Origin of the sequence: Actinoplanes sp. NPDC051861 (assembly GCF_040681145.1) — a bacterium.
GTDB lineage: Bacteria > Actinomycetota > Actinomycetes > Mycobacteriales > Micromonosporaceae > Actinoplanes.
This window is the reverse complement of sequence record NZ_JBFAYE010000007.1, coordinates 230628-250382: the sequence shown is the minus strand read 5'-3', so window position 1 is coordinate 250382 and position 19755 is coordinate 230628. Positions and strand designations below refer to the sequence as shown.

Genomic DNA, 19755 nt, shown 5'->3' with positions numbered 1-19755 from the left:
ACGTGGAGCGCGGTGCCGCAGAGTCATCCGTACCGATCGAAGGACGGGAGGCTTCGTCATCGTCACGATATACAAACGCGCGGACTGGGCCGTGGCGGTCGTCCCGCCATGGATGCGGGAACACGCCGCCGCGCCGCCGGAACCCAAACCGAGACCCTGGACCGCCGAACGCGGCGTCTTCATCCACCACCGCGGCGCCGGCAGCGCCGACCTGGCCGACGAGGCGGACTGCATCCGGGACATCGCCGAGGTCTACGAGGGAGACCGCGTCGACGAGAACCTCGACTACGACATCGGCTACAACTTCCTGGTCTGCCCGCACGGCAACATCTACGAGGGCCGCGGATACGAGCGCGGCGAGGCCAACTCCGACGGCTACGTCGGCGGGTACGGCCGCAACACCGCCTTCTACTCGATCTGCGGTCTCGTGCGCTCCGACGACGTGCCCGGCGAGACGCTGCTGCGCGCGATCCGGGACCTGATCGCCCACCTGCGCGCCGAGGCGCCGAAGCGGGCCGGCAACGACATCCTGCCGCACCAGTTCGAGCACGAGGAGACCGACTGCCCCGGCAACCTGCGGATGTACGCGTACCCCGCCTCCACCATCGACCCGACCGCACCGTGGACCGGACTGGAGGACATCCAGGTCTTCTGGGCCCAGCACTTCGTCAACAAGATCTACGGTGATGTCCCCGGCTACATCCGGTGCAAGGAGACCGGCCGCACCGGCTGGCCCACGGTCCTGTCGCTAACCCAGGCGCTGCAGCACGAACTCGGTATCAGCCCGGTCGTGCAGAACTTCGGCGCGGCGACCTTCGAGGCGGTCAAGGCCAAGCTCCCGCTGCCGATGTGGGAGAACAGGCCCTACCTGCTGACGATCTACAACGCCGCGTTCTGGTGCAAAGGGTACTGGGCGTCCTCGGTCAGATCCGGCGTCTGGGAGGACTCGCAGGGCACCCTGGAACGGTTCTACGCCGACGCCGGGCTCGAGTACGGCGACGTCAACCACGCGAAGCGCATGTGGCCGTACGTCCTGAAAGCCATGCTGCGGATGGACCAGTTCCGGCTCGTGGCCGGCGGCTCCGCCCCGGTCCGGACGATCCAGCAGTGGCTCAACGCCCGGTACGTCGACAACCTCGCCATCCCGGCCATGGGGCTCGTGCCGTGCGACGGCTGGTACTCCCGCGACGTCCAGCAGGGACTCATGATGGCGATCCAGTACGAGATCGGCATCGCCCCGTCGGCCATCAACGGATACTTCGGGCCCGGCACCCAGAACGGCCTGCGCACCCGCGCCACCGGCACCCTCACCGGCAACCTGCGCCGGCTGTTCCGGGCCGCCTGCTACGTCAACTCGCCGGCCATGGTCAACGGGACACCGCTGCACTACCGGGCCGAGGACATCGACACCGACGCGCAGACCGCCACGCACGTCGCCTGGCTGCAGGCGTTCCAGCGGTTCACGCAACTGCCGGTCACCGGCACCAACGACTACGCGACCTGGGCGCAGCTGCTCGTCTCCTGCGGCGACACGACGCGGCCGGGCACCGGCGCCGACTGTGTCACCGAGATCACCGCCGCCCGCGGCAAGGCGCTGTACGACGCCGGCTACCGCATCGTCGGCCGCTACCTCGACGAGCACCTGCCACCCGAGGACGAGCACTACCTCGGCAAGGCCCTCAAACCCGGCGAGCCGCAGCGGATCCTCGACGCCGGCCTGCGACTGTTCCCGCTGTTCCAGTACAACGGCACCCAGCTGGACAACTTCACGTACGAGAAGGGCTACGCCCAGGGTCTCAAGGCGCACGAGAAGGCCGCCGAGCACCGCCTCCCGGCCGGGACGTGCGTCTACTTCGCCGTCGACTACGACGCGATGGACGTCGACATCGACTTCTTCGTCAAGCCCTACTTCTCCGGCGTGCACACCGCCTTCGCCGAACTCGGCAACCGCTACCAGTACGGGGTCTACGGCTCCCGCAACGTGTGCACCCGCGTCTCGGCCGACACCGGCGCCCGCTGGTCGTTCGTGGCCGGGATGCCCTGGGGCTACTCCGGCAACCTCGGCTTCCCGATGCCGGCGAACTGGTCGCTCAACCAGATCCGCGAGTACGAGTTCCAGCCGGGCTGGGGCCTCGACCACAACGTGTGGCGCGCGGGCGGCGACCCGGGCGTGTCCGCTCTCGACCCGTGAAACGGAGATCCACCATGGTCACCAGACGTACCCTGCTCGCCGTGGCCGGAGCGGCACCGTTCGCGCGGCTCCCGGGCGCCCCGGCGGCCGTCGTCACGTACCGGGTCGAGGGCTCCGCCGCCACGGTCGCGCTGCGCCGCGGTGACACGGCGGTCCTGCTGCTGCACGCCGCCCGGCGCTGGCACTACGAGATCGCGCCGATCGACACCGGCGAGGGCGGCGGGATCACCGGGCACCACACCGGCACCGCCGTCACGCTGCACCCCACCGCGTACCCGCCCGGCGGCAGCGAACGGCCGCCGGCGCACCAGGTCGCGATCGTCCGCGACATCCTCGCCGACTGCGGCGGCACCGTGGCGTGGGGCGGCGACCGGACCCCCGCCGCGTGCGGACTGTTCCACATCGCCGTACGCCCCGGGGACGCCGGGCTTCGGCGAGCCGCCCGCCGGCTCGGCGCAGCCCGGCCCGGCGCGCGTTCGCTCACCCACCAGAGGAGTTTCTGATGTCGGCCGGCCTCACGGCCGGACCGGCTCGACGTAGGCGTCCGTCAGCGTCGGCAGGCCGAGGATGCGGTGCAGGCGCACCCCGCCCACCCGCCTGCCGGCCAGGGTCAGGTTCCGGTCGTAGTAGATCGGCACCAGCGGCGCCAGGTCCCGCATGATCCGCTCGTCGAGGGTGGCCCAGGCGGCCCCGGCCTCGGCACCGCCGACGATCCCGCTGATCCGGTCGATCTCGGCGTTCACCCCCGGGTCGTCCAGGTAGGAACTGTTGCTGTTGCCGTGCTCACGGATGCCGCGGCCGTCCGCGATCGGCGGGATCACCGCCTGCCCGGTCGGCCAGTCCGCGCCCCAGGACGCCGGATACAGGTCGAGCCCGTTGCGCCGGGAGTTGATCGTCGAGTAGTAGCGGTCGGCGGGCACCGGCACCGTCGTCAGGTCGAATCCGGCCCGGCCGAGGCTCGCGGTCAGGAACGCCGTGACCGCCCGGCCCTGCTCGGTGTCGCGGAACCCGTAGCGCAGCGGCACCGAGCGCCCGCCGAGCATGACCCGGGCCTTCCCGGCGTCACCGGACGGGCCGCACGGATAGGCGTCGTAGGAGCGGAAGCCGACAGCGATCCGGGGCAGGATGGTGGTCGCCGGCTCGGCCACCCCGGCACCGCCGATCGTGCGGATGTACCCGCTGCGGTCGAAGGCGCAGTTCAGCGCCCGCCGCACGGCCAGGTCCGTCACCCGCTCGGTGTTGATTTTCAAATAGAAGACGTACGGGGTGGGCCCGACCACCACCCGCCGCGCCAGATCGGCGTGCTCGGCCACCTGCAGCAGCATCGCCGACGGCACCTGCTCCAGACTGACCGCCGCCGCGTCGTCCCCGGTCCCGGCCAGGATCCGGCTGGTGGCGGCGGCCGGGCTCTGCCCGTACCTGATGTCGAACCGGTCCGGCAGCGCGGACCGCACCGGGTCGGTCTCCGCCGCCCAGAACGGGTTGCGGACCAGCACCATGCGGCGGCCCGGGTCGTGCGAGGCGATCCGGTACGGCCCCGTCGAGACCGGATACTCGTCGTACCCCGGCCCGGTGTCCCGGCTGTGGGGCACCGGTGTGGTGGTGCCCGACGCGGCCGCGAACGGCACGTCGGTGCGAGGCTGAGGAAAACGCAGGACGAGGGTACGAGCATCCGGCGTGCTGACTCCCGGCGCCGGCCGGCCGGGGCGCTCGTACGGTCCCGGGTAGCGCTCGGCGAACGCGGGCACCCCGGCGAGCCACCGCTGCAGGTGCGTCGGGCCGTCCGGCAGATCCCGGCTGAACGAGCGCGCGATCGCGTACCCGATGTCCTTTGAATTTATCGGTGAGCCGTCGGCGAATCGCAGGCCGGGCCGCAGCGTGAAGGTCCAGACCCGGCCGCCCTCGGACGGCCGCCCGGTGTCGGTCGCCAGATCACCGACCAGCTCGACCGCGCCGCCGGGCCGGTGCCGCACGGCCGTCAGCGTCCGCTGCAGCAACAGATTGATCACCTGGTCGGCGGCGACATAGGTACGCGCCGGATCGAGGTGCTCGAAAGAACCGTTGACCAGCACCGTCACCGTGCCTCCGCGCCTCGCGCCGTCCGGAACCGGCGCGGGGCCGGCCACCGAGTCGGCGAACACGATCGGCGGCAGCGCGGCGACCGACGGCGACCGGGGAGCGGGCGCGGCCGCCCGGTAACCGGCCGCCCCGGCCAGGGTCAGCACGGCGACCAGCAGGTACGGGGGCAGCCCGCGCAACCGCCCGATCATGCCGGCTCCGGCCGGCCCAGCCCGGCATCGCGCGCCCGGGCCACCGCCGCGGCGCGGTCACGGACGCCGAGCTTGAGGAACAGTGCGGAGACGTGGTTGCGGACGGTCTTCTCGGACAGGTACAGCCGGCGGGCGATCTCCCGGTTGTCGGCGCCGGACGCGAGCACGTCGAGCACCTCGCGTTCGCGGTCGGTCAGCTCCGGGAACACACTGGCCGCGAAGTCGCGCCGGGCCCCGGTGTAGAAGTCGACGATCCGGCGGGCGACCGGCGCGCCGTAGACCGCGTCGCCGTCCGCGACCGCGAGGACGGCCCGCACGATCTGCGCGCGGTCGGCGCCCTTGAGCAGGTATCCGCGGGCCCCCGCCCGCAGCGCGCCGAACAACGCCTCGTCCTCGTCGTGCATGGTGAGCACGACGACGGCGACCTCCGGGTGCCGGGCGAGGATGGCGCGGGTGGCGGCGCTGCCGTCGACGCCCGGCATGTTCAGGTCGGTCAGTACCACGTCCGGCCGGACCCGGTCGACCAGCTCGAGCAGCTCCGCGCCCGCCGCGGCCTCGCCGACGACCTCGACCGTGGCGACGCCGTCGAGCGCGGCGATCAGCCCGTACCGGAACATCGGGTGGTCGTCGGCGACGACGACGCGGACCGGGGCACGCTCGGATGTCACGGTTCCTCCAGCGGCAGCATGACCGTCACCGTGGTCCCGGTGCCGGACGAGTCGATGTCGAGCCGGCCCCCGGCGGACTCCGCGCGGCGGCGCATCGAGGCGACGCCGGTCCCGGGCGGCGCGTCCGCGTCGACACCGCGCCCGTCGTCGGCGACCGTCAGGCGCAGCCAACGGCCGTCGCGGCACAGGGCGACGGTGATGTGCCGGGCCTGCGCGTGGCGTACCGCGTTGAGCAGCGCCTCGGTGCAGGCCCGGTACGCGGTCTCGCCGATCCGGGCGGGAACCGCGCCGAGCGGGCGGATGTCGGTGGTGACGTCGACGGAGACGGCGACCGAGCCGGCGTAGGCGCGGACCGCGTCCTCCAGACAGGCCGTGTCCAGCGCGGCGGGGCGCAGGTCGTCGATGATGCGGTGCACGTCGGTGATGGCCGTGCCGACCTCGTCACGCATCCGCCCGACCAGGGCGACTGTGGACGTGTCGCCGCCGCTTGGCCGGCTGTTTTCGCTTTGCCGGCTGTTTTCGCTTTGCCAGCTGTTTTCGCTATGCCGGCTGTTTTCGTGTAGGCGGCTGTGCAGGGCCTCCAGGCCCAGCCGGATGCCGGCCAGTGACGGCCCGAGGCCGTCGTGCAGGTCGCGCCGGAGCCGGTCGCGCTCGCCGAGGGTCGCGGTCACGACCCGGTTGCGCTCGGCGGCCAGCGCCTCGGTCAGATCGTGGGCCTGCACCAGCACCGCGATCTGCGGCGCCACGGCGGCCAGCAGCCGCAGCCCGGCCGCGCTGTACCGTTCCTCGCCCGGCGGTGTCTCCACCCGCAGTTCGCCGACGCGCACGCCACCGGAGTCCAGCGCGAACGTGACGTGGGCGATCGACACCTCGCCGACCCGCGCCAGCTCCCGGCCGTCGGCGCCCACGACCCGCGCGCCGGCGGCCCGTACCGCGGTGGCCAGTCCGTTGAGCGCGTCGGTCAGCAGCGCCGGGCCCGCCGAGCCGGCCACCTGCCGCCCGATGCGCTGCATCGCCCGCAGCGGGTCGCTCTGCTCGCCGTGCACGAGCCGGTCGGCCAGGCCCTGCAGCCGGTGCCGCAGCGGGGCGAGCGCGGCCGCGGCCAGCGCCACGATGAACGCCCGCAGCGACTGGTTGCGGTCCAGGGCGCCGCCCGCGGCAGCGGTCGCGACCAGGTACAGCGCGAAGACGAGTACGGTCAGCGTGCCGTACACGAGACTGCGGCGCAGCACGGCGTCGACACCCAGCAGCCGGTACCGCAGCACCCCGACGGTGACCGCGACCGGCACGAGCAGCAGCGCGAGCACGACCAGCAGCCGGCCGGCCTGCGGCGCCAGCCAGGAACCCGCCAGGAACGGCATCACCAGGCCGACCATCCAGACCAGCTGGCGGCGGTGTTCCGGGGTGGCGCGGAACAGGCGTACCGCGATGGCCGCCCAGATCACCGCCAGCGCGGCGACGAACACCCACACCCACAGCGCCCGGGTCGGGGCGAGCCAGCCGTCGCGGACCGCCGCGGTCCAGGCCGGCAGCGGCTGGTCGATCGCCCAGACCGGCTGTGAGCTGCGGGCGCTCGGCGGCAGCAGCCGCGACGGCACACCCTGCAGGAAATCGGGTACGACCACGAGGGCCTCACCGGAGCGCGGATCACCGACGACCAGGAACAGGCTCTGCGCGGCCAGGTTGGCCCCGGCGATCAGGGCGGCGCCGACCGGCCACCGCCACCACGAGGCCGGCAGCCGGCCCTCCGGATAGACCGCGAGCATCAGCGTCGGGGTGGCCAGCACGCCGATCACGAACAGGAACGCGCCCGCGTACCCGGCCGTCAGCGCACCCGGCCAGACCACGCCGACGGTGCCGAGCCCGTGCAGGGCGTACGCCACGAGCCCGACATGCCAGGCCTGCGCCGCACCGAGCAGCAACAGCACCCACCCCAGACTGCTGCGCGGCCGCGCACCGGCGAGGACCGCACCCAGCGCCGACCAGATGACACCCAGCCCGCCCCAGCCGAAAACGGTCGCGCTGTCACGGGTGGTCACCAGAGCGGGCAGCCCACCCGGCGCCGGCAACAGCCACATCCAGCCGGCGAAGGTCACCGCGAGCACGCCGGAGAGCACGACGCCCCACGCGAACCCTCTCGCCGTCACGAGCACAGTGTGAGGCATCGACGACCGTGCGCGGCCGAAGCGCATTAAACGGACACTTGAGCCCGCAGGATGCCTTCCGCCAGCCGGGTGATCTCCGGGCCGGGGTCGAGTCCCTCACGGTCCCGCAGCACCGCCCGGTACGCCCGGAAGCCGTGCAGTGCCTCGGCCCGGCATCCCGCGGCATACAGCGCCGCCACGTGCCGGGCCCGCAATCGCTCGCGCAACGGATACCGATCGACCAGCGGGCCGGTCACGGTGACCGCGTCCTCCGGGTCGCCGGTGCGGATGCGCAGCGCGGCCAGGTCCTCCACACCGCACAGCCGCTGCTCGCCCAGCCGAGCCCGGGCCGCCTCCACATAGGCGCCGCTCGCCCCCTCGAACGGCTCACCCGCCCACAACCCGAGCGCCCCGACCAGCAGCCCGGCGCCGGCCGCGTCATCGCCCTTGCGGACAGCCTCCCGCGCCAGCCGCAGCGACTTCTCGAACACCGCCACGTCGAGCTGCCCCTCCGGCACCACCAGCCGATAGGAGTTCGGCGTGGCGGTGAGCACCCCGCCACTGCCCGCCAGACACCCCCGGATCTCGGTGAGCGCACTGTGCACCTGCCCCCGCGCGGTCCGTGGCGCGGCACCACCCCACAGCGCCTCGATCAGCGCCCCGGTCGACACGCTGTGCCCGGCGTGCATCATCAGATAGCCCAGCAGCCCCCGGGTACGCGCCCGATACGGCCGCCGCTCCTCCCCCGAGCACCGCACACTGACCGCCCCCAGCACGGTGAACCGCATCTCATCCCCCCGTCGTCGGCAACAACAGCCTGCCGCCTCGACACCGGGGCCCGCATGATGCACCCGTCCCGGCCCACCCAGGTCAATGTCCCGGTCGTCCCGGGCGTTACAACAGAACAGTCATTATGGGGTAACGGCGTTTTGTCCGTTCCGAACGCCTGCCCGGGTTATTGGATTACCGGTAATCGCAATCCAATAACCCGGCCGGATTTGTCAGCGGGATTCTCCTGAGATTTACCCGCGGCCCGCGTGCGTGACCGTCAACTCGCTCACGACCGGACGAGGCGCACGCCGGTCGTGAGCAGCCAGACGAGCCAGGCGGCGAACCCCAGGAGCCCGCCGAAGATCAGTGCCGAGCCGTCGGCGATCGCGAGGTTGCCGAGCCCCGCGGCGAGCAGCAGGCTCCCGCCCACCAGGCCCAGCAGGCGCTGCCAGGCCGGAGTCAGCCCGCTGGCGTGCGCGGCGAGGGCCGCGCCGATGAAGGTGGTGCCGAGCGCCGGCAGCGCCAGCGCGAACGCCGCCGCGTGAACCTGCCAGACGAGCTCGAACGCGGGCGTCGGCTCGGTGAGCCCGCCGGCGGCGAGCGTGAGCCCGATCTGCAGGGCGTTGACGAGCACGAAGTTGGCCGACAGCGCCGCACCGGCGGTCATGGCGAGGCGCGACCAGTCGGCGCCCGCTCCGCCGCGCCGCTCCACGAGGCCGTGCAGGCCCGTCACGAACACGAGCAGCAACGGCAGGTTCAGGGCCACCTGACCGGCCGCGATCGCGACCGCGTCGCGGTTGGCGGCGTAGTAGGCCAGCACCTCCTCGATCGGAGCGCCGAAGGCCGGCGCGCCCGTTCCCGCCAGCACCGCGTTCTCGATCGCCACCGACACCGCGAACGCGATCGCCGCGGCGCCGACGAGCCGTCCTCGAACGAACCAACTCATCGCCTACTCCTTCGTACGGTGTACGTCGTACGCTGTACGATAGCCAGGCCGTGCAAGGGAGCGAGGAGACCCGTGTCCGTGAGGAAGCAACGCCAGGTCGCGTCAGACGCGGGACTGAGCAGGCAGCGAGTGGTGGCCGAGGCGCTCCGGCTCGCCGACCGCGAGGGGGTCGACGGGCTGAGCATGCGCCGGCTGGCCGGCTCGCTCGGCGCGGGCGCGATGTCGCTCTACCACTACGTGGCGAGCAAGGAGGAGCTGCTGGACGCGATGATCGACGTCGTGTTCGAGGAGATCGAGCTCCCGCCCGAGGAGACCGACTGGCAGTCAGCGATGCGACGGCGGTCGGTGTCCGCCCGGCAGGCTCTCGCACGCCACCCGTGGGCGATCGGCCTGATGGAGTCGCGGACATCGCCCGGGCCCGCGAACCTCCGCCACCGCGAGGCGGTCACCGCCTGCCTGCGCAGGGCCGGTTTCCCGGTCTTGATGGCGACGCACGCCAACTGGTTGCTCGACAGTTATGTCTACGGTTTCGCCCTGCAGGAGGCCAGCCTGCCGTTCGGCACCGCCGATGAGCTCGCGGACATGACCGAGGACGTCTTCCTGCCCCAGCTTCCTGCTGACGAGTTCCCCTACCTCAACGAGTCCGCCGCGGCGCTCGTCGCTGCCGGCTACGACCCGGCGGAGGAGTTCGTCTTCGGCCTCGACCTGGTCCTTGCCGCCCTCGAGCCCCTGAGAGCCCCCGCGCAGCGGCCGCCTTTGCCCTAGCCTGCGCAGGGTGCAGATTCGCCATACCGCGCGCCTTCGTCTCGAACCCGTCAGCCCCGCGCACGCCGACGATCTCTGGCGTGTCTTTCAGGACGAGCACATCGCCCACTGGTACGGCGGCGCCTGGTCACCGGAACAGGCCGCCACCAACGCCGCCGCCATGCACGCCGCCTGGCGGGCCGACGGCGTGCACAAGTGGGTCGCCTATCACCGGGAGACCGGGGAACTCGTCGGCCGCGGTGGACTGTCCTGGACGGACGTCACCGGGAGCCGGCGGCTCGAAGTGGGCTGGGCGGTTCGTTCGCCGTTCCGCGGGCAGGGTTACGCCACCGAGATCGGCCGGGCCGGGCTCGACTTCGCCGTCGAACGGTTCCGGGCCGGTGAGGTGATCGCGTTCACCGAGCGGCACAACAGCGCGTCGCGGGCGGTCATGGAACGCTTGGGTATGCGTTATCACGGTGAGCTGCACATCCCGGACGAAGGACCGTTCGCGCTCTATGCCACGGAGCTGACCACCGCCAACGGCATCCGGCTGGCATACCGGGTGGCCGGCGTGCCGAGGAACCCGGCGATGGTACTGCTGCACGGACTCGGTGACAGCCAGGGTGACTGGGACGCCGTTCTGCCCGCGCTCACCCGCGACTTCCGGGTGTACGCCCTCGACCTGCGCGGTCACGGCGGCAGCGAGTTCCCCGGCACGTATTCCTTCGAGCTGATGCGCGACGACGTGATCGCGTTCCTCGACGTCCAGGGCATCGACTCCTGCGTGCTGCTCGGCCACTCGATGGGTGCCGTCGTCGCCGTCCTCGTCGCGCAGTCCGCCCAGCACCGCCTCACCCACCTGATCCTGGAGGACGCCACGGTTCCGCGACCCGGCGACATGGACCGCCCGCCGCTGGACGACGTCGCGGAGGTCGTCAACCCGATCCGTGCCCAGCTGACAGATCCCGACCCGGCTTGGTGGGAGAAGACCCAGGATATCCAGACAAAGACGCTCATCATCGCCGGCAGCGACAGCCCGGTCCCCCGCCACATGCTCGAGTCCGTCGCCGACCGTATGCCGAGCGCCACCCTCACCACCGTCAGCGCTGGTCACAACGTCCACCGTGACAACCCCGACGACTTCGTGACAGCCGTCACCCGGTTTCTGTCCTAGCCGGATGTCACGAAATCCGCGGCCACGGTGTCTCCATGTGAACCACAGAACGGGAGGCATCATGACCGAGGTGATCGTGATCGGCGGCGGGTACGCGGGTGTGCTGGCCGCCAACCGCCTGACCGCCGACCCGGCCGTGCACGTGACGCTGATCAACCCGCGGTCCCGGTTCGTCGAGCGGATCCGCCTGCACCAGCGGGTGGCCGGCACCCATGACGCGACGGTCGACTACTCACGGGTCCTCGCCCCGCGTGTCGACCGGATCGCCGGGACCGTCGAGCTGATCGACGCCGCCGCCCGCACCGTGACCTTGGAGTCGGGTGCGACGGCGCGTTACGACTACCTGATCTACGCGGTGGGCAGCACCGGCGCTCCGGTGCCGGACGGCGCGCACTCGCTGGCCACGTTCGAGCAGGCCGAGCAGATCGAGTTGACCGGCGGCCCGGTCACCGTCGTCGGCGCGGGCCCGACCGGCATTGAGACCGCCGCGGAACTCGCCGAGCGCGGCCACCCGGTCACGCTGGCCACCGGCGGCACGCTCGGGCCGTACCTGCATCCCCGCACCCGCCGGCACGTGGCCGCCCGGCTCGCGGCGCTGCACGTGGAGGTCAGCGACCAGCGGGTCACCCGGCCGTCCGGGCTGACCGTCTGGACCACCGGTTTCGCCGTGCCGGACCTGGCGGCCCGCAGCGGACTGAGCACCGATGCGGCCGGGCGGCTGCTCACCGACGAGACGCTGACCAGTGTCGACGACGACCGGATCGTGGCCGCCGGTGACTGCGCGGCCCCGTCCGGGCGGCCGCTGCGGATGAGCTGCCAGGCCGCCGGGCCGCTCGGGATGCACGCCGCCGACACCGTGCTGGCCCGCATCGCCGGGCGGCAACCGGGACTGTTCGTCGCCGGTTTCCTCGGGCAGTGCCTGAGCCTGGGCCGCCGCTACGGCGTGTTCCAGTTCGCCGCCCGCAACGACGTGGCCGGGCCGCGCTATCTCGGTGGGCGGGCCGCGGCGGTGCTCAAGGAGGCCGTCTGCCGCAGCACCGTCGCCCAGCTCGGCATGGAGGCCCGCCGGCCCGGCCGCTTCCACCTGCCCGCGTGGGCCGGCGACCGCGAACGCCGCCGGATCCTGGAAAACGCCTGAACACCGCCACGGCCCGGCCGAACGAACCGCCCTGACGCGGCGTCCGATCACCGCCAGACACAGCCCCGGGGGACACACCAGGCTGAAGCCCATGAACACGACTCTTGACGGCAGGACAGCGCTGGTGACCGGCGGCGGGCGCGGTATCGGCGCAGCGGTGGCGATCAGCCTGGCCCGGCAGGGCGCCGACGTCGCCATCACCTTCCAGCACGACGAACGGCACGCGGCCGGGGTGGCCGAGCAGATCACCGGGCTGGGCCGGCGGGCGCTCGTGCTGCGCGCCGACAGCGCCGACGCGGCCGCGGTGACCGGTGCGGTGGACCGGGCCGCGGCGCAGTTCGGGCGGCTCGACGTGCTGGTCAACAACGCCGGCGCGTTCCTGCTCGGCCCCCTGGACGACCTGACCCGGGCGGCGTTCGACGAGACGGTGGCGGTCAACGTGCGCGCACCGTTCCTGGCCACGCAGGCGGCCGTGCGGCACATGCCGGCCGGCGGGCGCATCATCAACATCGGCAGCAACATGGCCGAGCGGGCGGTCTTCCCCGGATTCGCGCTGTACGCGATGTCCAAGACCGCCCTGATCGGCCTGACCAAGGCCCTCGGCCGGGAACTGGGCCCGCGGGCGATCACCGTGAACCTGGTGAACCCGGGCGCGACCGACACCGACCTCAATCCCGCCGCCGGGCCGAACGCGGCGGGGATCACCGGGCACATCGCGCTGGGCCACTACGCGCAGCCGGCCGACATCGCGGCGGCGGTCACGTTCCTGGCCTCGCCGGCGGCCGCCTACATCACCGGCGCCACCGTCAACGTCGACGGCGGTTTCACCATCTGAGCCGAGGGCTCAGGGCTTCCACTGCGGGTCGCGGCCGGTGCGGGCGAGCAGCTGATCGAACTCGCCCGCGCCGTCCGGGGCGCTGACCTCCGGCCCGAAGGCGCCCATCTTGCGGCCGGTGTCGCCCATCTCGTCGAGGAACTCGGCGGTCGCCGCGCGCAGCGCCGGTTCCACCTCATAGGGCTGACCGGTCGCGCTGGCCAGGTCCCAGGAGTGCACGACCAGGTCGACCACCAGCATCAGCCCGACGGTGCGCTGCGGCAGGCCCATGCCCGGCGACACCCCGTCGAGAGTGCCCGGGTCCGACCAGATCTCGCTCACCTCGGCCAGGTCGGTGGCGAACTCGTCGCGCCACGCGCCGGTCAGCCGGTCCGGGGCGGGACTCCAGTCGGCCTCCTCACGGCGGGCCAGGGCCTGGAAGTTGCGGGTCACCTGCAGCAGATGGTTCAGCAGGGTGCGCACCGCGAAGTCGGGGCACGGGGTGGGCTGGTCCAACTGGTCGTCGCGGACGCCGCGCACGACGCCGGTCACCGTGGGTGCCGCGGTCTCGAGCAGATCACTGATCTCAGTAGACACCCCAGACAGCGTACGGAGGACGCGTGCGCGGGGAAAGCACGGTCATCCTCCGGTGTTTTTCGCGTTCTTCTCAGGTTCGCCGTGTTCGCGCCGAGTGTGCGGCGCATGTCAGACCTCCAAGATCTCGTCACGGTCGCCGAGCAGCGGGACTGGCTCGCCGCGGCTCCCGCCGACACCATCGGCCGGGGCGCCCGCCCGGACCGGTGCCGGCAGCGGGTGTCCGGGCGGGCCCGTTTCGACCGTCTCGCCGCCGACCCCCGCTTCGACCCGCTGATCGCGCCGGTGCGCCGCTACCTGGCCCGCACCATGCCGTTCCCGCGGCGCACCGAGCTGTCCCGTTGGTCGATCAGCGCGCTGCCGGGCACCAACCAGAACACCTGGCCGCGCCTGTTCACCGTGACCGTGCACTTCCTGGAGACCCTGTACGCCTACGCCCCCGTCGACGAGCAGCACCGCACCCTGTTCGCGCTCAACGTCGACGCCGACCTGCCGTGGGAACGCCTGACCGAGCAGTTCCCGGCCGTGCACGCCCGCCCGGCCCGCCCCGGTGTGCTGCACCTGGAGGTCGAGGGCGCCCGCAACCTGATGCGGCTGCTCGACGCCGACGGGGTGGTCGCCGCGGCCCGGCGCCTGAACCTGGAACTGATGAACTCCGGCCCGTCGATGCAGCAGCGCCACCACTCGTTCGACCTGGCCGACTGCCTGCTCGAGCCGGTGACCGAGCCGGCCGGTGAGCCGTTGCGCCTGGGCCTGTACTTCGACGCGCTCGGCGACGTGCCCCGCGCCGAGGACCGCTACCGGCGGGCCGCGTTCGCCGGTGACGCCGAGGCCGCGTTCCGTCTCGGCGAGCTGCACAGCGAACGCGGCGACACCGGTGGTGCCGAATCCTGGTACCGGCTGGCCCGCGACGGCGGCTACGCCGGGGTGCGCCGGCATCCGCTCGCGGCGGCCACCCACGCGTTGCAGCAGCGCGGCCACGACGCGTGGGAGGACGGCGATCCGGAGACCGCGGCGCGTCAGTTCCTGCTCGCCGCGGAGGCGGGTGCGACGCAGGCGTACCTCAGCGCCGGCGACGTGCTTGCCGAGCGCGGGCGCCCGGACCAGGCCGGTGACGCCTACCGGCGGGCGGCGAGGTGCGGGTATCCCGGCGGCTGGTTCGGCCTGGGCGTCCTGCTCGACGAGGACCGCCGGCACGGGGAGGCGCAGAACTGCTACCGGCGGGCCGCCGTGATGGGGCACCCGGCGGCGATGTACGAGCTCGGCTGGGCGCACGAGTGCCGCGGTGAGCTGGGCGCGGCCGAGGGCTGGTACCGGCGGGCGGTGCGGGCCGGGCATGTGGACGCCCTGGTCCAGCTCGGTGATCTGCTGGCGCGCCGGGGCGACACGGGCGCGGCTGCCTCCAGCTACCGGCGCGCCGTCAAGGCGGGCAGCGGCGCCGGCCTGGTGCGGGTCGGCCTGCTGCACGAGCGCGACGGCGAGTACGACGACGCCGAGGCGTGTTACCGGCGGGCCGTCGAGCGGGGTCACACGCAGGCGTGGAACGAGCTCGGTCATCTGTACGCCGAGCGCGGCGAGCACGCCCGGGCGGCCGGGTGTTACCGGGAGGCGGCCGACGCCGGGCACTACGAGGGGCACCTCTACCTCGGTGACCTGCACGACGAGCAGGGCCGGCACGACGCAGCCGAGCAGTGTTACCGGCTGGCGGCGGCACAGGGCGACGAGGTCGCGGTCACCCGTCTCGGCGGGCACTTCCTCGATCTGGGTGAGCTGGACGCGGCCGAGCCGCTGCTGCGGGCCGCCGCCCGCCGTGACCCGGAGGCCCGGCACCTGCTCGACGTGCTGATGCAGGAACGCAGCAGGCTGGCGACGCCGGCTGCGGAACGAAAGGCGGCGGTTCGTTAGGCCAGTCGCAGGGTGTCGGTGGCGGCGTCGAGAACAGCCTCGCGCAGCGCCGCCGCCGGCACCCCCGGCATCACGACCGTGCAGTCGCCCAGCCCGCCGATCGCCATCTGGGCCCGGGTGAGCTGGGCGAGGGTGGGCTCGTCGCCGACCAGCAGGGTGACGATGCGCTGCCGCCAGCCGGCCACCGCCGCGGCCAGGTCCACCATCGCCAGCACGCTCGGATCCCGCATGATCATCGCGGTGATGTCGCGGTGGCGGTAGGTCGCGTCGAAATACGCCCCAAGCAGCTCCCGGGCCGCCACCCCCGGCCCGAACGGTGCCAGCGCCGCCTCCACGTCGTCGATCAGCGGCTGGACCAGGCTGCGGACGAGCTCCTCCCGCGACCCGAAGTGGTAGTACAGCGCCGGCTTGGTGATGCCCACCCGTTCGGCGATCTCCCGCAGGCTCACCTGGTGCACACCCTTGACTGCGATCAGTTCCAGGGTGGCGGTGCGGATGCGCTCGGCGGTCTCGCTGGTTCTCGGTCGTGGCACACCGATCACTTTACTTACCACACCGGCTCCCGTTTACTTACCGATAGGTAAACAAACTTCGGGGGTACGCCATGCGCGCTCTGATCTCCGGCGCCAGCATCGCCGGCCCGGTCCTCGCCTACTGGCTGCGCCGCCACGGCTGGCAGGTCACCGTCGTCGAGCGCGCCGCCACCGTGCGCGCCGGCGACGGCGGCCATGCCGTCGACCTGTTCGGCCCGGCCGTCGAGGTGGTCGACCGGATGGGCCTGGGTGAGAAGGTCCGCGCGGCCCGCACCCGCAACGACACCATCACCCTGTTCCGCACCACCGGCAGACCGATCACTCTGGCCGCCGAGCACCTCGCCGCCGGCGTCAGCGACCGCCATGTCGAGATCATGCGCGGCACCCTGGCCGGCCTGCTCCACGAGGCCACCCGCGACGACGTCGACTACCGCTTCGGCACCGTCATCGACCACCTGGACGGCACCACCGCCACCCTCTCCGACGGCAGCACCCTCACCGCCGACCTGGTCGTCGGCGCCGACGGTCTGCACTCCGGCGTCCGCCGCCTGGTGTTCGGCCCCGAACAGCGCTTCCGCCACTTCCTCGGCGCCTACCTGGCCGTCTACACCCTGCCCGACGTCCTGCACACCGGCCCCACCGTGGCCGCCTTCACCGCCCCCGGCCGCGCCGCCACCGTCTACCCCACCGAGACCCCCGGCCTGTCCCGGGCCCTGTTCCTGGTCCGAACTCCACACGAACTGCCCCACGGCCAGGTCCGGGACCTGATCCGCCGCCCGTTCCACCCCCACCTGGAACCGGTCCTGGCCCACCTCGGCGCCGCCACCGACTTCTACCTGGACGACATCTCCCAGATCAAAATGGACTCCTGGACCCACGGCCCGGTCACCCTCGTCGGCGACGCCGGCTACGGCCCCGGCCCCGCAGTGGGCGGCGGCACCAGCCTCGCCACCGCCGGCGCCTACGTCCTGGCCACCGAACTGGGCTCCGGTTCCGGCCTGGCCGCCGCGCTGGCCCGCTACGAGTCCGCGATGCGCGGCCCGGTCCACCACGGCCACCGCATCGGCCCGGCCGTACTCAACGCGATCGTCCCCCGCACCCGCGCCCAGATCTGGCTCTCCGCCCAGGCGATGCGCCTGCTCCCCCACCTGCCGCCAGGCCTGCGCGCCCGCCTGACCTCCTTCGGCGGAGGCCCCGCCGCCATGCTCGACAGCCTCCACCTACAGCCCACCCCATAGCCGCCCCCACGGCCCCACCCGCCAACCAGACCTCGGGCGCGGGGCCCGGCTCTGGACGGTGGCTCTGGGCGGCTGCCGCGCCCAGCGTCCGCTGAAGGCCGCGCGGTGAGCGGCTTCGTGAGGGGCGATGTTGGGCGCGGGACCCGGCTCTGGGCGGCTGCCGCGCCCAGCGTCCGCCGAAGGAGCGCGCGGTGAGCGGTTGAGGAGGCGCGGGGCGGGGGCGGGACGACGGAAATTGCTCATGGTGAATGTGAGTGGGTGTCGAGTTTCGGGGGTGTGGCGGTCGAGTTACGTTCCGGCGATGGCGATGAAAGCGCTTACAAAGCCCCGCCAGGCGACCATCTACCAGGTTGCCGAGCGGGCCGGCGTGTCGATCGCCACGGTGTCGCGGGCGCTGCGGGAGGACACCCCGGTGACCGACGAGACGCGGCGGCGGGTGCGGGAAGCGGCCGCTGAGCTGCAGTTCACGCCGTCGCGGTCGGCGCGGTCGCTCGCGGAAGGGCGGCACGCGGCCAACGGCATCGTGTTCCCGGATCTGGTCGGGCCCTACTTCGCCGAGGTGCTGCTCGGCTATGAGGCGGTCGCGGCCGGGCTCGGCAGCAGCGTGTTGATTCTGACCACGCGCGACCGCCGGGACGCCGCCGACGCGGTACGTGATCTGGCCCGCCGCGTCGACGGCCTCGCTGTGCACGGCCGCACCGTCGGCGACGACCTGATCGCCGCGCTGGCCGGGACCGTCCCGGTCGTGCTGATCGCCCGGGACCCGGTGCCCGGCGTCGACACGGTGCGCACCGGCAACCGCCGCACCGCCCGCGCCCTGGCCGAGCACCTGCTCGGTCACGGCCATCACCGGTTCGCGTTCCTCGGCGACCCGGACAGCTCACCCGACTTCGCCGGCCGCTACGCGGGCCTGCGCGACGGCCTCCAAGCGGCGCGGGCAAACGCGGAAAAACAAGGGAACGCGGGGAAACGTGCGGGGCGGCGCGACGACGTGGCGCTTCACCTCGTACCCGAAACCGGTTTTGACCTTGAAGCTGGGGAACGTGCGGCGCGGAGCCTGCTGACCAGGCGCAACCCGCCCCAGGCCCTGGTCTGTGCCAACGACGAGCTGGCGCTCGGTGCCCTGCGCGCCGCCGCGGCCGCCGGCCTGGACGTCCCCGGTGACCTGGCGATAACCGGCTGGGACGACCTGCTGGCCGCCCGGTTCGCCGGCCTGACCACCGTGGCGCAACCGATGCGGTCGCTGGGGGCGACGGCCGCGCGCTGGCTGGACCGGCGTATCGACGATCCCTCGCCCGCCGCGCGCCGGCGGGTTCTGCCCACCCGGCTGGTCGTGCGCGGCAGCTGCGGTGACCACCACCTGTAGGAGGTGCCCGAGTCATGAGGTTCAGAACAGCAGCCGTAGTGATGACCGCCCTGTTAGTGGCCGGCTGCGGCCGCGGCGAGAACGGCGGCGACGAGACCGCCGAGCAGGTCAGCGCGGGTAAGGCCACCGGTGAGATCACCGTGTGGGCGATGGGTACCGAGGGTGAGAAGCTCGCCGCGTTCGCGAAGGGTTTCACCGCGGAGAACCCGGACGCGACGGTGACCGTGACGCCCGTGCCGTGGGACGCCGCCCATCAGAAGATCTCCGGGGCGATCGCGGCGCGGCAGACCCCGGACGTGTCGATGATCGGCACGACGATGCAGGGTGAGTTCGCCAAGACCGGCGCCCTCGACGTCACCCCCACGGATCTTTTCCAGAAAGACGCGTTCTTCCCCGGTGCGTGGGACACCACCGTCGTCGGCGGCACCTCCTACGGCGTGCCCTGGTATGTCGAGACCCGCGGCATCTACTACCGCACCGACCTGGCCACCAAGGCCGGTTTCCCGGACGGGCCGAAGACCTGGGACGACCTGAAAGCCATGGCCAAGGCCATGAAGGACAGCGCAGGCGCCAAGTGGGGCCTGCACATCCAGCCCGGCAAGATCGGCTCGTGGCAGTCGGTGCTGCCGTTCGCCTGGTCCAACGGCGCCAGTATCGCCACCGAGGACAAATGGACGTTCGACACGCCCGAGGCCGCCGAGGCGCTCGCCTACTACCAGTCGTTCTTCACCGAGGGCCTGTCGCCGAAGAACATGCCGCAGGGCGCCCTGGAACCGGCGTTCGCCCGCGGTGAGGTCGGCGCGTTCATGTCCGGGCCGTGGCACATCGGGATCCTGCAGGAGCAGGGTGCCAAGAACTTCGCGATCGCGCCGATGCCGTCCATGAAATCGTCCACTTCGTTCATCGGCGGCAGCAACCTGGCCGTCTTCAAGGACGCGAAGAACCGTGATTCCGCGTGGAAGTTCCTGGCCTGGCTGAGCAGACCGGATGTTCAGGTCAAGTGGTACCAGGCGGTCAGCGACCTGCCGGCCGTGCAGGCGTCCTGGGCCGATCCGGCGCTGACCGGCGACGCGTTTCTGTCGGTTTTCGGCGAGCAGCTCAAGTCGGCGCAGGCCCCGCCGGCGTTCCCCACCTGGGAGCAGGTCGCGGCGGCCATCGACAACGAGGTGGAGAAGGTCTGCGTGGCCGGCGAGGACCCGGCCGCGGCGCTCAAGGCGGTGCAGGCTCAGGCTGACAGCATCGGCACCGGCGTGTGA

Annotated in this window: 17 protein-coding genes; 10 read left to right on the top strand and 7 right to left on the bottom strand. The window is 72.5% G+C overall.

The annotated features are described in order from the left end of the window. The first annotated feature begins 91 nt into the window (after nt 1–91). Together AB0M02_RS21675 and AB0M02_RS21670 are read left to right on the top strand one after the other, a co-directional pair. Nucleotides 92–2191, top strand: coding sequence for a glycoside hydrolase domain-containing protein (locus AB0M02_RS21675; protein ID WP_364229334.1), 2100 nt, complete (start codon nt 92–94; stop codon nt 2189–2191). Nucleotides 2192–2205: 14 nt separating this feature from the next. Further along, complete coding sequence (locus tag AB0M02_RS21670) at nt 2206–2694, top strand: hypothetical protein (protein WP_364229332.1); 489 nt, start codon at nt 2206–2208, stop codon at nt 2692–2694. A gap of 12 nt (nt 2695–2706) precedes the next feature. Here the strand turns inward: AB0M02_RS21670 and AB0M02_RS21665 are convergent, their stop codons facing one another. From AB0M02_RS21665 to AB0M02_RS21645, 5 genes are all read right to left on the bottom strand, one after another. Beyond that, nucleotides 2707–4461 carry an ABC transporter substrate-binding protein gene (locus tag AB0M02_RS21665; protein ID WP_364229330.1) on the bottom strand — a complete coding sequence of 585 codons (1755 nt, stop codon included), beginning with the start codon at nt 4459–4461 and terminating at the stop codon, nt 2707–2709. Further along, nucleotides 4458–5129, bottom strand: coding sequence for a response regulator transcription factor (locus AB0M02_RS21660; protein ID WP_364229328.1), 672 nt, complete (start codon nt 5127–5129; stop codon nt 4458–4460). Before AB0M02_RS21660 ends, AB0M02_RS21665 begins: the two co-directional genes overlap by 4 nt. Beyond that, entirely contained in the window at nt 5126–7276 is a 2151-nt protein-coding gene (locus AB0M02_RS21655; RefSeq protein WP_364229326.1) for an ATP-binding protein, read from the bottom strand. The genes AB0M02_RS21660 and AB0M02_RS21655 overlap by 4 nt, the downstream gene beginning before the upstream one ends. Nucleotides 7277–7320: 44 nt before the next feature. Then, nucleotides 7321–8061 carry an AfsR/SARP family transcriptional regulator gene (locus AB0M02_RS21650; protein WP_364229324.1) on the bottom strand — a complete coding sequence of 247 codons (741 nt, stop codon included), beginning with the start codon at nt 8059–8061 and terminating at the stop codon, nt 7321–7323. A 269-nt stretch (nt 8062–8330) separates the two neighbouring features. After that, entirely contained in the window at nt 8331–8990 is a 660-nt protein-coding gene (locus tag AB0M02_RS21645) for a hypothetical protein (RefSeq protein WP_364229322.1), read from the bottom strand. 78 nt (nt 8991–9068) lie between these two features. On the opposite strand from AB0M02_RS21645, the gene AB0M02_RS21640 reads away from it, so the two are divergent. The 4 genes from AB0M02_RS21640 (at nt 9069) to AB0M02_RS21625 (ending at nt 12884) form a co-directional block, all read left to right on the top strand. After that, a complete protein-coding gene (locus AB0M02_RS21640) occupies nt 9069–9755 on the top strand; it encodes a TetR/AcrR family transcriptional regulator (protein ID WP_364229320.1) in 687 nt (228 codons plus the stop codon). Between the two features lie 10 nt (nt 9756–9765). Beyond that, nucleotides 9766–10911 (top strand): GNAT family N-acetyltransferase, encoded by a 1146-nt coding sequence (locus AB0M02_RS21635; protein WP_364229318.1) that lies wholly within the window; start codon nt 9766–9768, stop codon nt 10909–10911. A 61-nt stretch (nt 10912–10972) separates the two neighbouring features. Continuing rightward, a complete protein-coding gene (locus tag AB0M02_RS21630; protein WP_364229316.1) occupies nt 10973–12049 on the top strand; it encodes an FAD-dependent oxidoreductase in 1077 nt (358 codons plus the stop codon). A gap of 91 nt (nt 12050–12140) precedes the next feature. Continuing rightward, nucleotides 12141–12884: an SDR family oxidoreductase gene (locus AB0M02_RS21625; RefSeq protein ID WP_364229314.1), complete on the top strand. Its 744-nt coding sequence runs from the start codon at nt 12141–12143 to the stop codon at nt 12882–12884. 9 nt (nt 12885–12893) lie between these two features. Here the strand turns inward: AB0M02_RS21625 and AB0M02_RS21620 are convergent, their stop codons facing one another. Then, a complete protein-coding gene (locus tag AB0M02_RS21620; RefSeq protein ID WP_364229312.1) occupies nt 12894–13460 on the bottom strand; it encodes a TIGR03086 family metal-binding protein in 567 nt (188 codons plus the stop codon). Between the two features lie 105 nt (nt 13461–13565). Between AB0M02_RS21620 and AB0M02_RS21615 the strand changes: the two genes are divergently transcribed. Further along, entirely contained in the window at nt 13566–15362 is a 1797-nt protein-coding gene (locus AB0M02_RS21615) for a tetratricopeptide repeat protein (protein ID WP_364229310.1), read from the top strand. Here the strand turns inward: AB0M02_RS21615 and AB0M02_RS21610 are convergent. Next, nucleotides 15359–15895 carry a TetR/AcrR family transcriptional regulator gene (locus AB0M02_RS21610; protein ID WP_364229308.1) on the bottom strand — a complete coding sequence of 179 codons (537 nt, stop codon included), beginning with the start codon at nt 15893–15895 and terminating at the stop codon, nt 15359–15361. The two genes, AB0M02_RS21615 and AB0M02_RS21610, sit on opposite strands and share 4 nt — an antisense overlap. Before the next feature lie 71 nt (nt 15896–15966). Here AB0M02_RS21610 and AB0M02_RS21605 point away from each other — a divergent pair, with 71 nt between their 5' ends. From AB0M02_RS21605 to AB0M02_RS21595, 3 genes are all read left to right on the top strand, one after another. Next, the gene (locus AB0M02_RS21605; RefSeq protein WP_364229306.1) at nt 15967–17133 is read left to right on the top strand and encodes an FAD-dependent monooxygenase; all 1167 of its coding nucleotides are present in this window, start codon (nt 15967–15969) and stop codon (nt 17131–17133) included. Between the two features lie 301 nt (nt 17134–17434). Then, nucleotides 17435–18499 carry a LacI family DNA-binding transcriptional regulator gene (locus AB0M02_RS21600; protein ID WP_364229304.1) on the top strand — a complete coding sequence of 355 codons (1065 nt, stop codon included), beginning with the start codon at nt 17435–17437 and terminating at the stop codon, nt 18497–18499. A 41-nt stretch (nt 18500–18540) separates the two neighbouring features. Continuing rightward, nucleotides 18541–19755 (top strand): sugar ABC transporter substrate-binding protein, encoded by a 1215-nt coding sequence (locus tag AB0M02_RS21595; RefSeq protein ID WP_364229302.1) that lies wholly within the window; start codon nt 18541–18543, stop codon nt 19753–19755.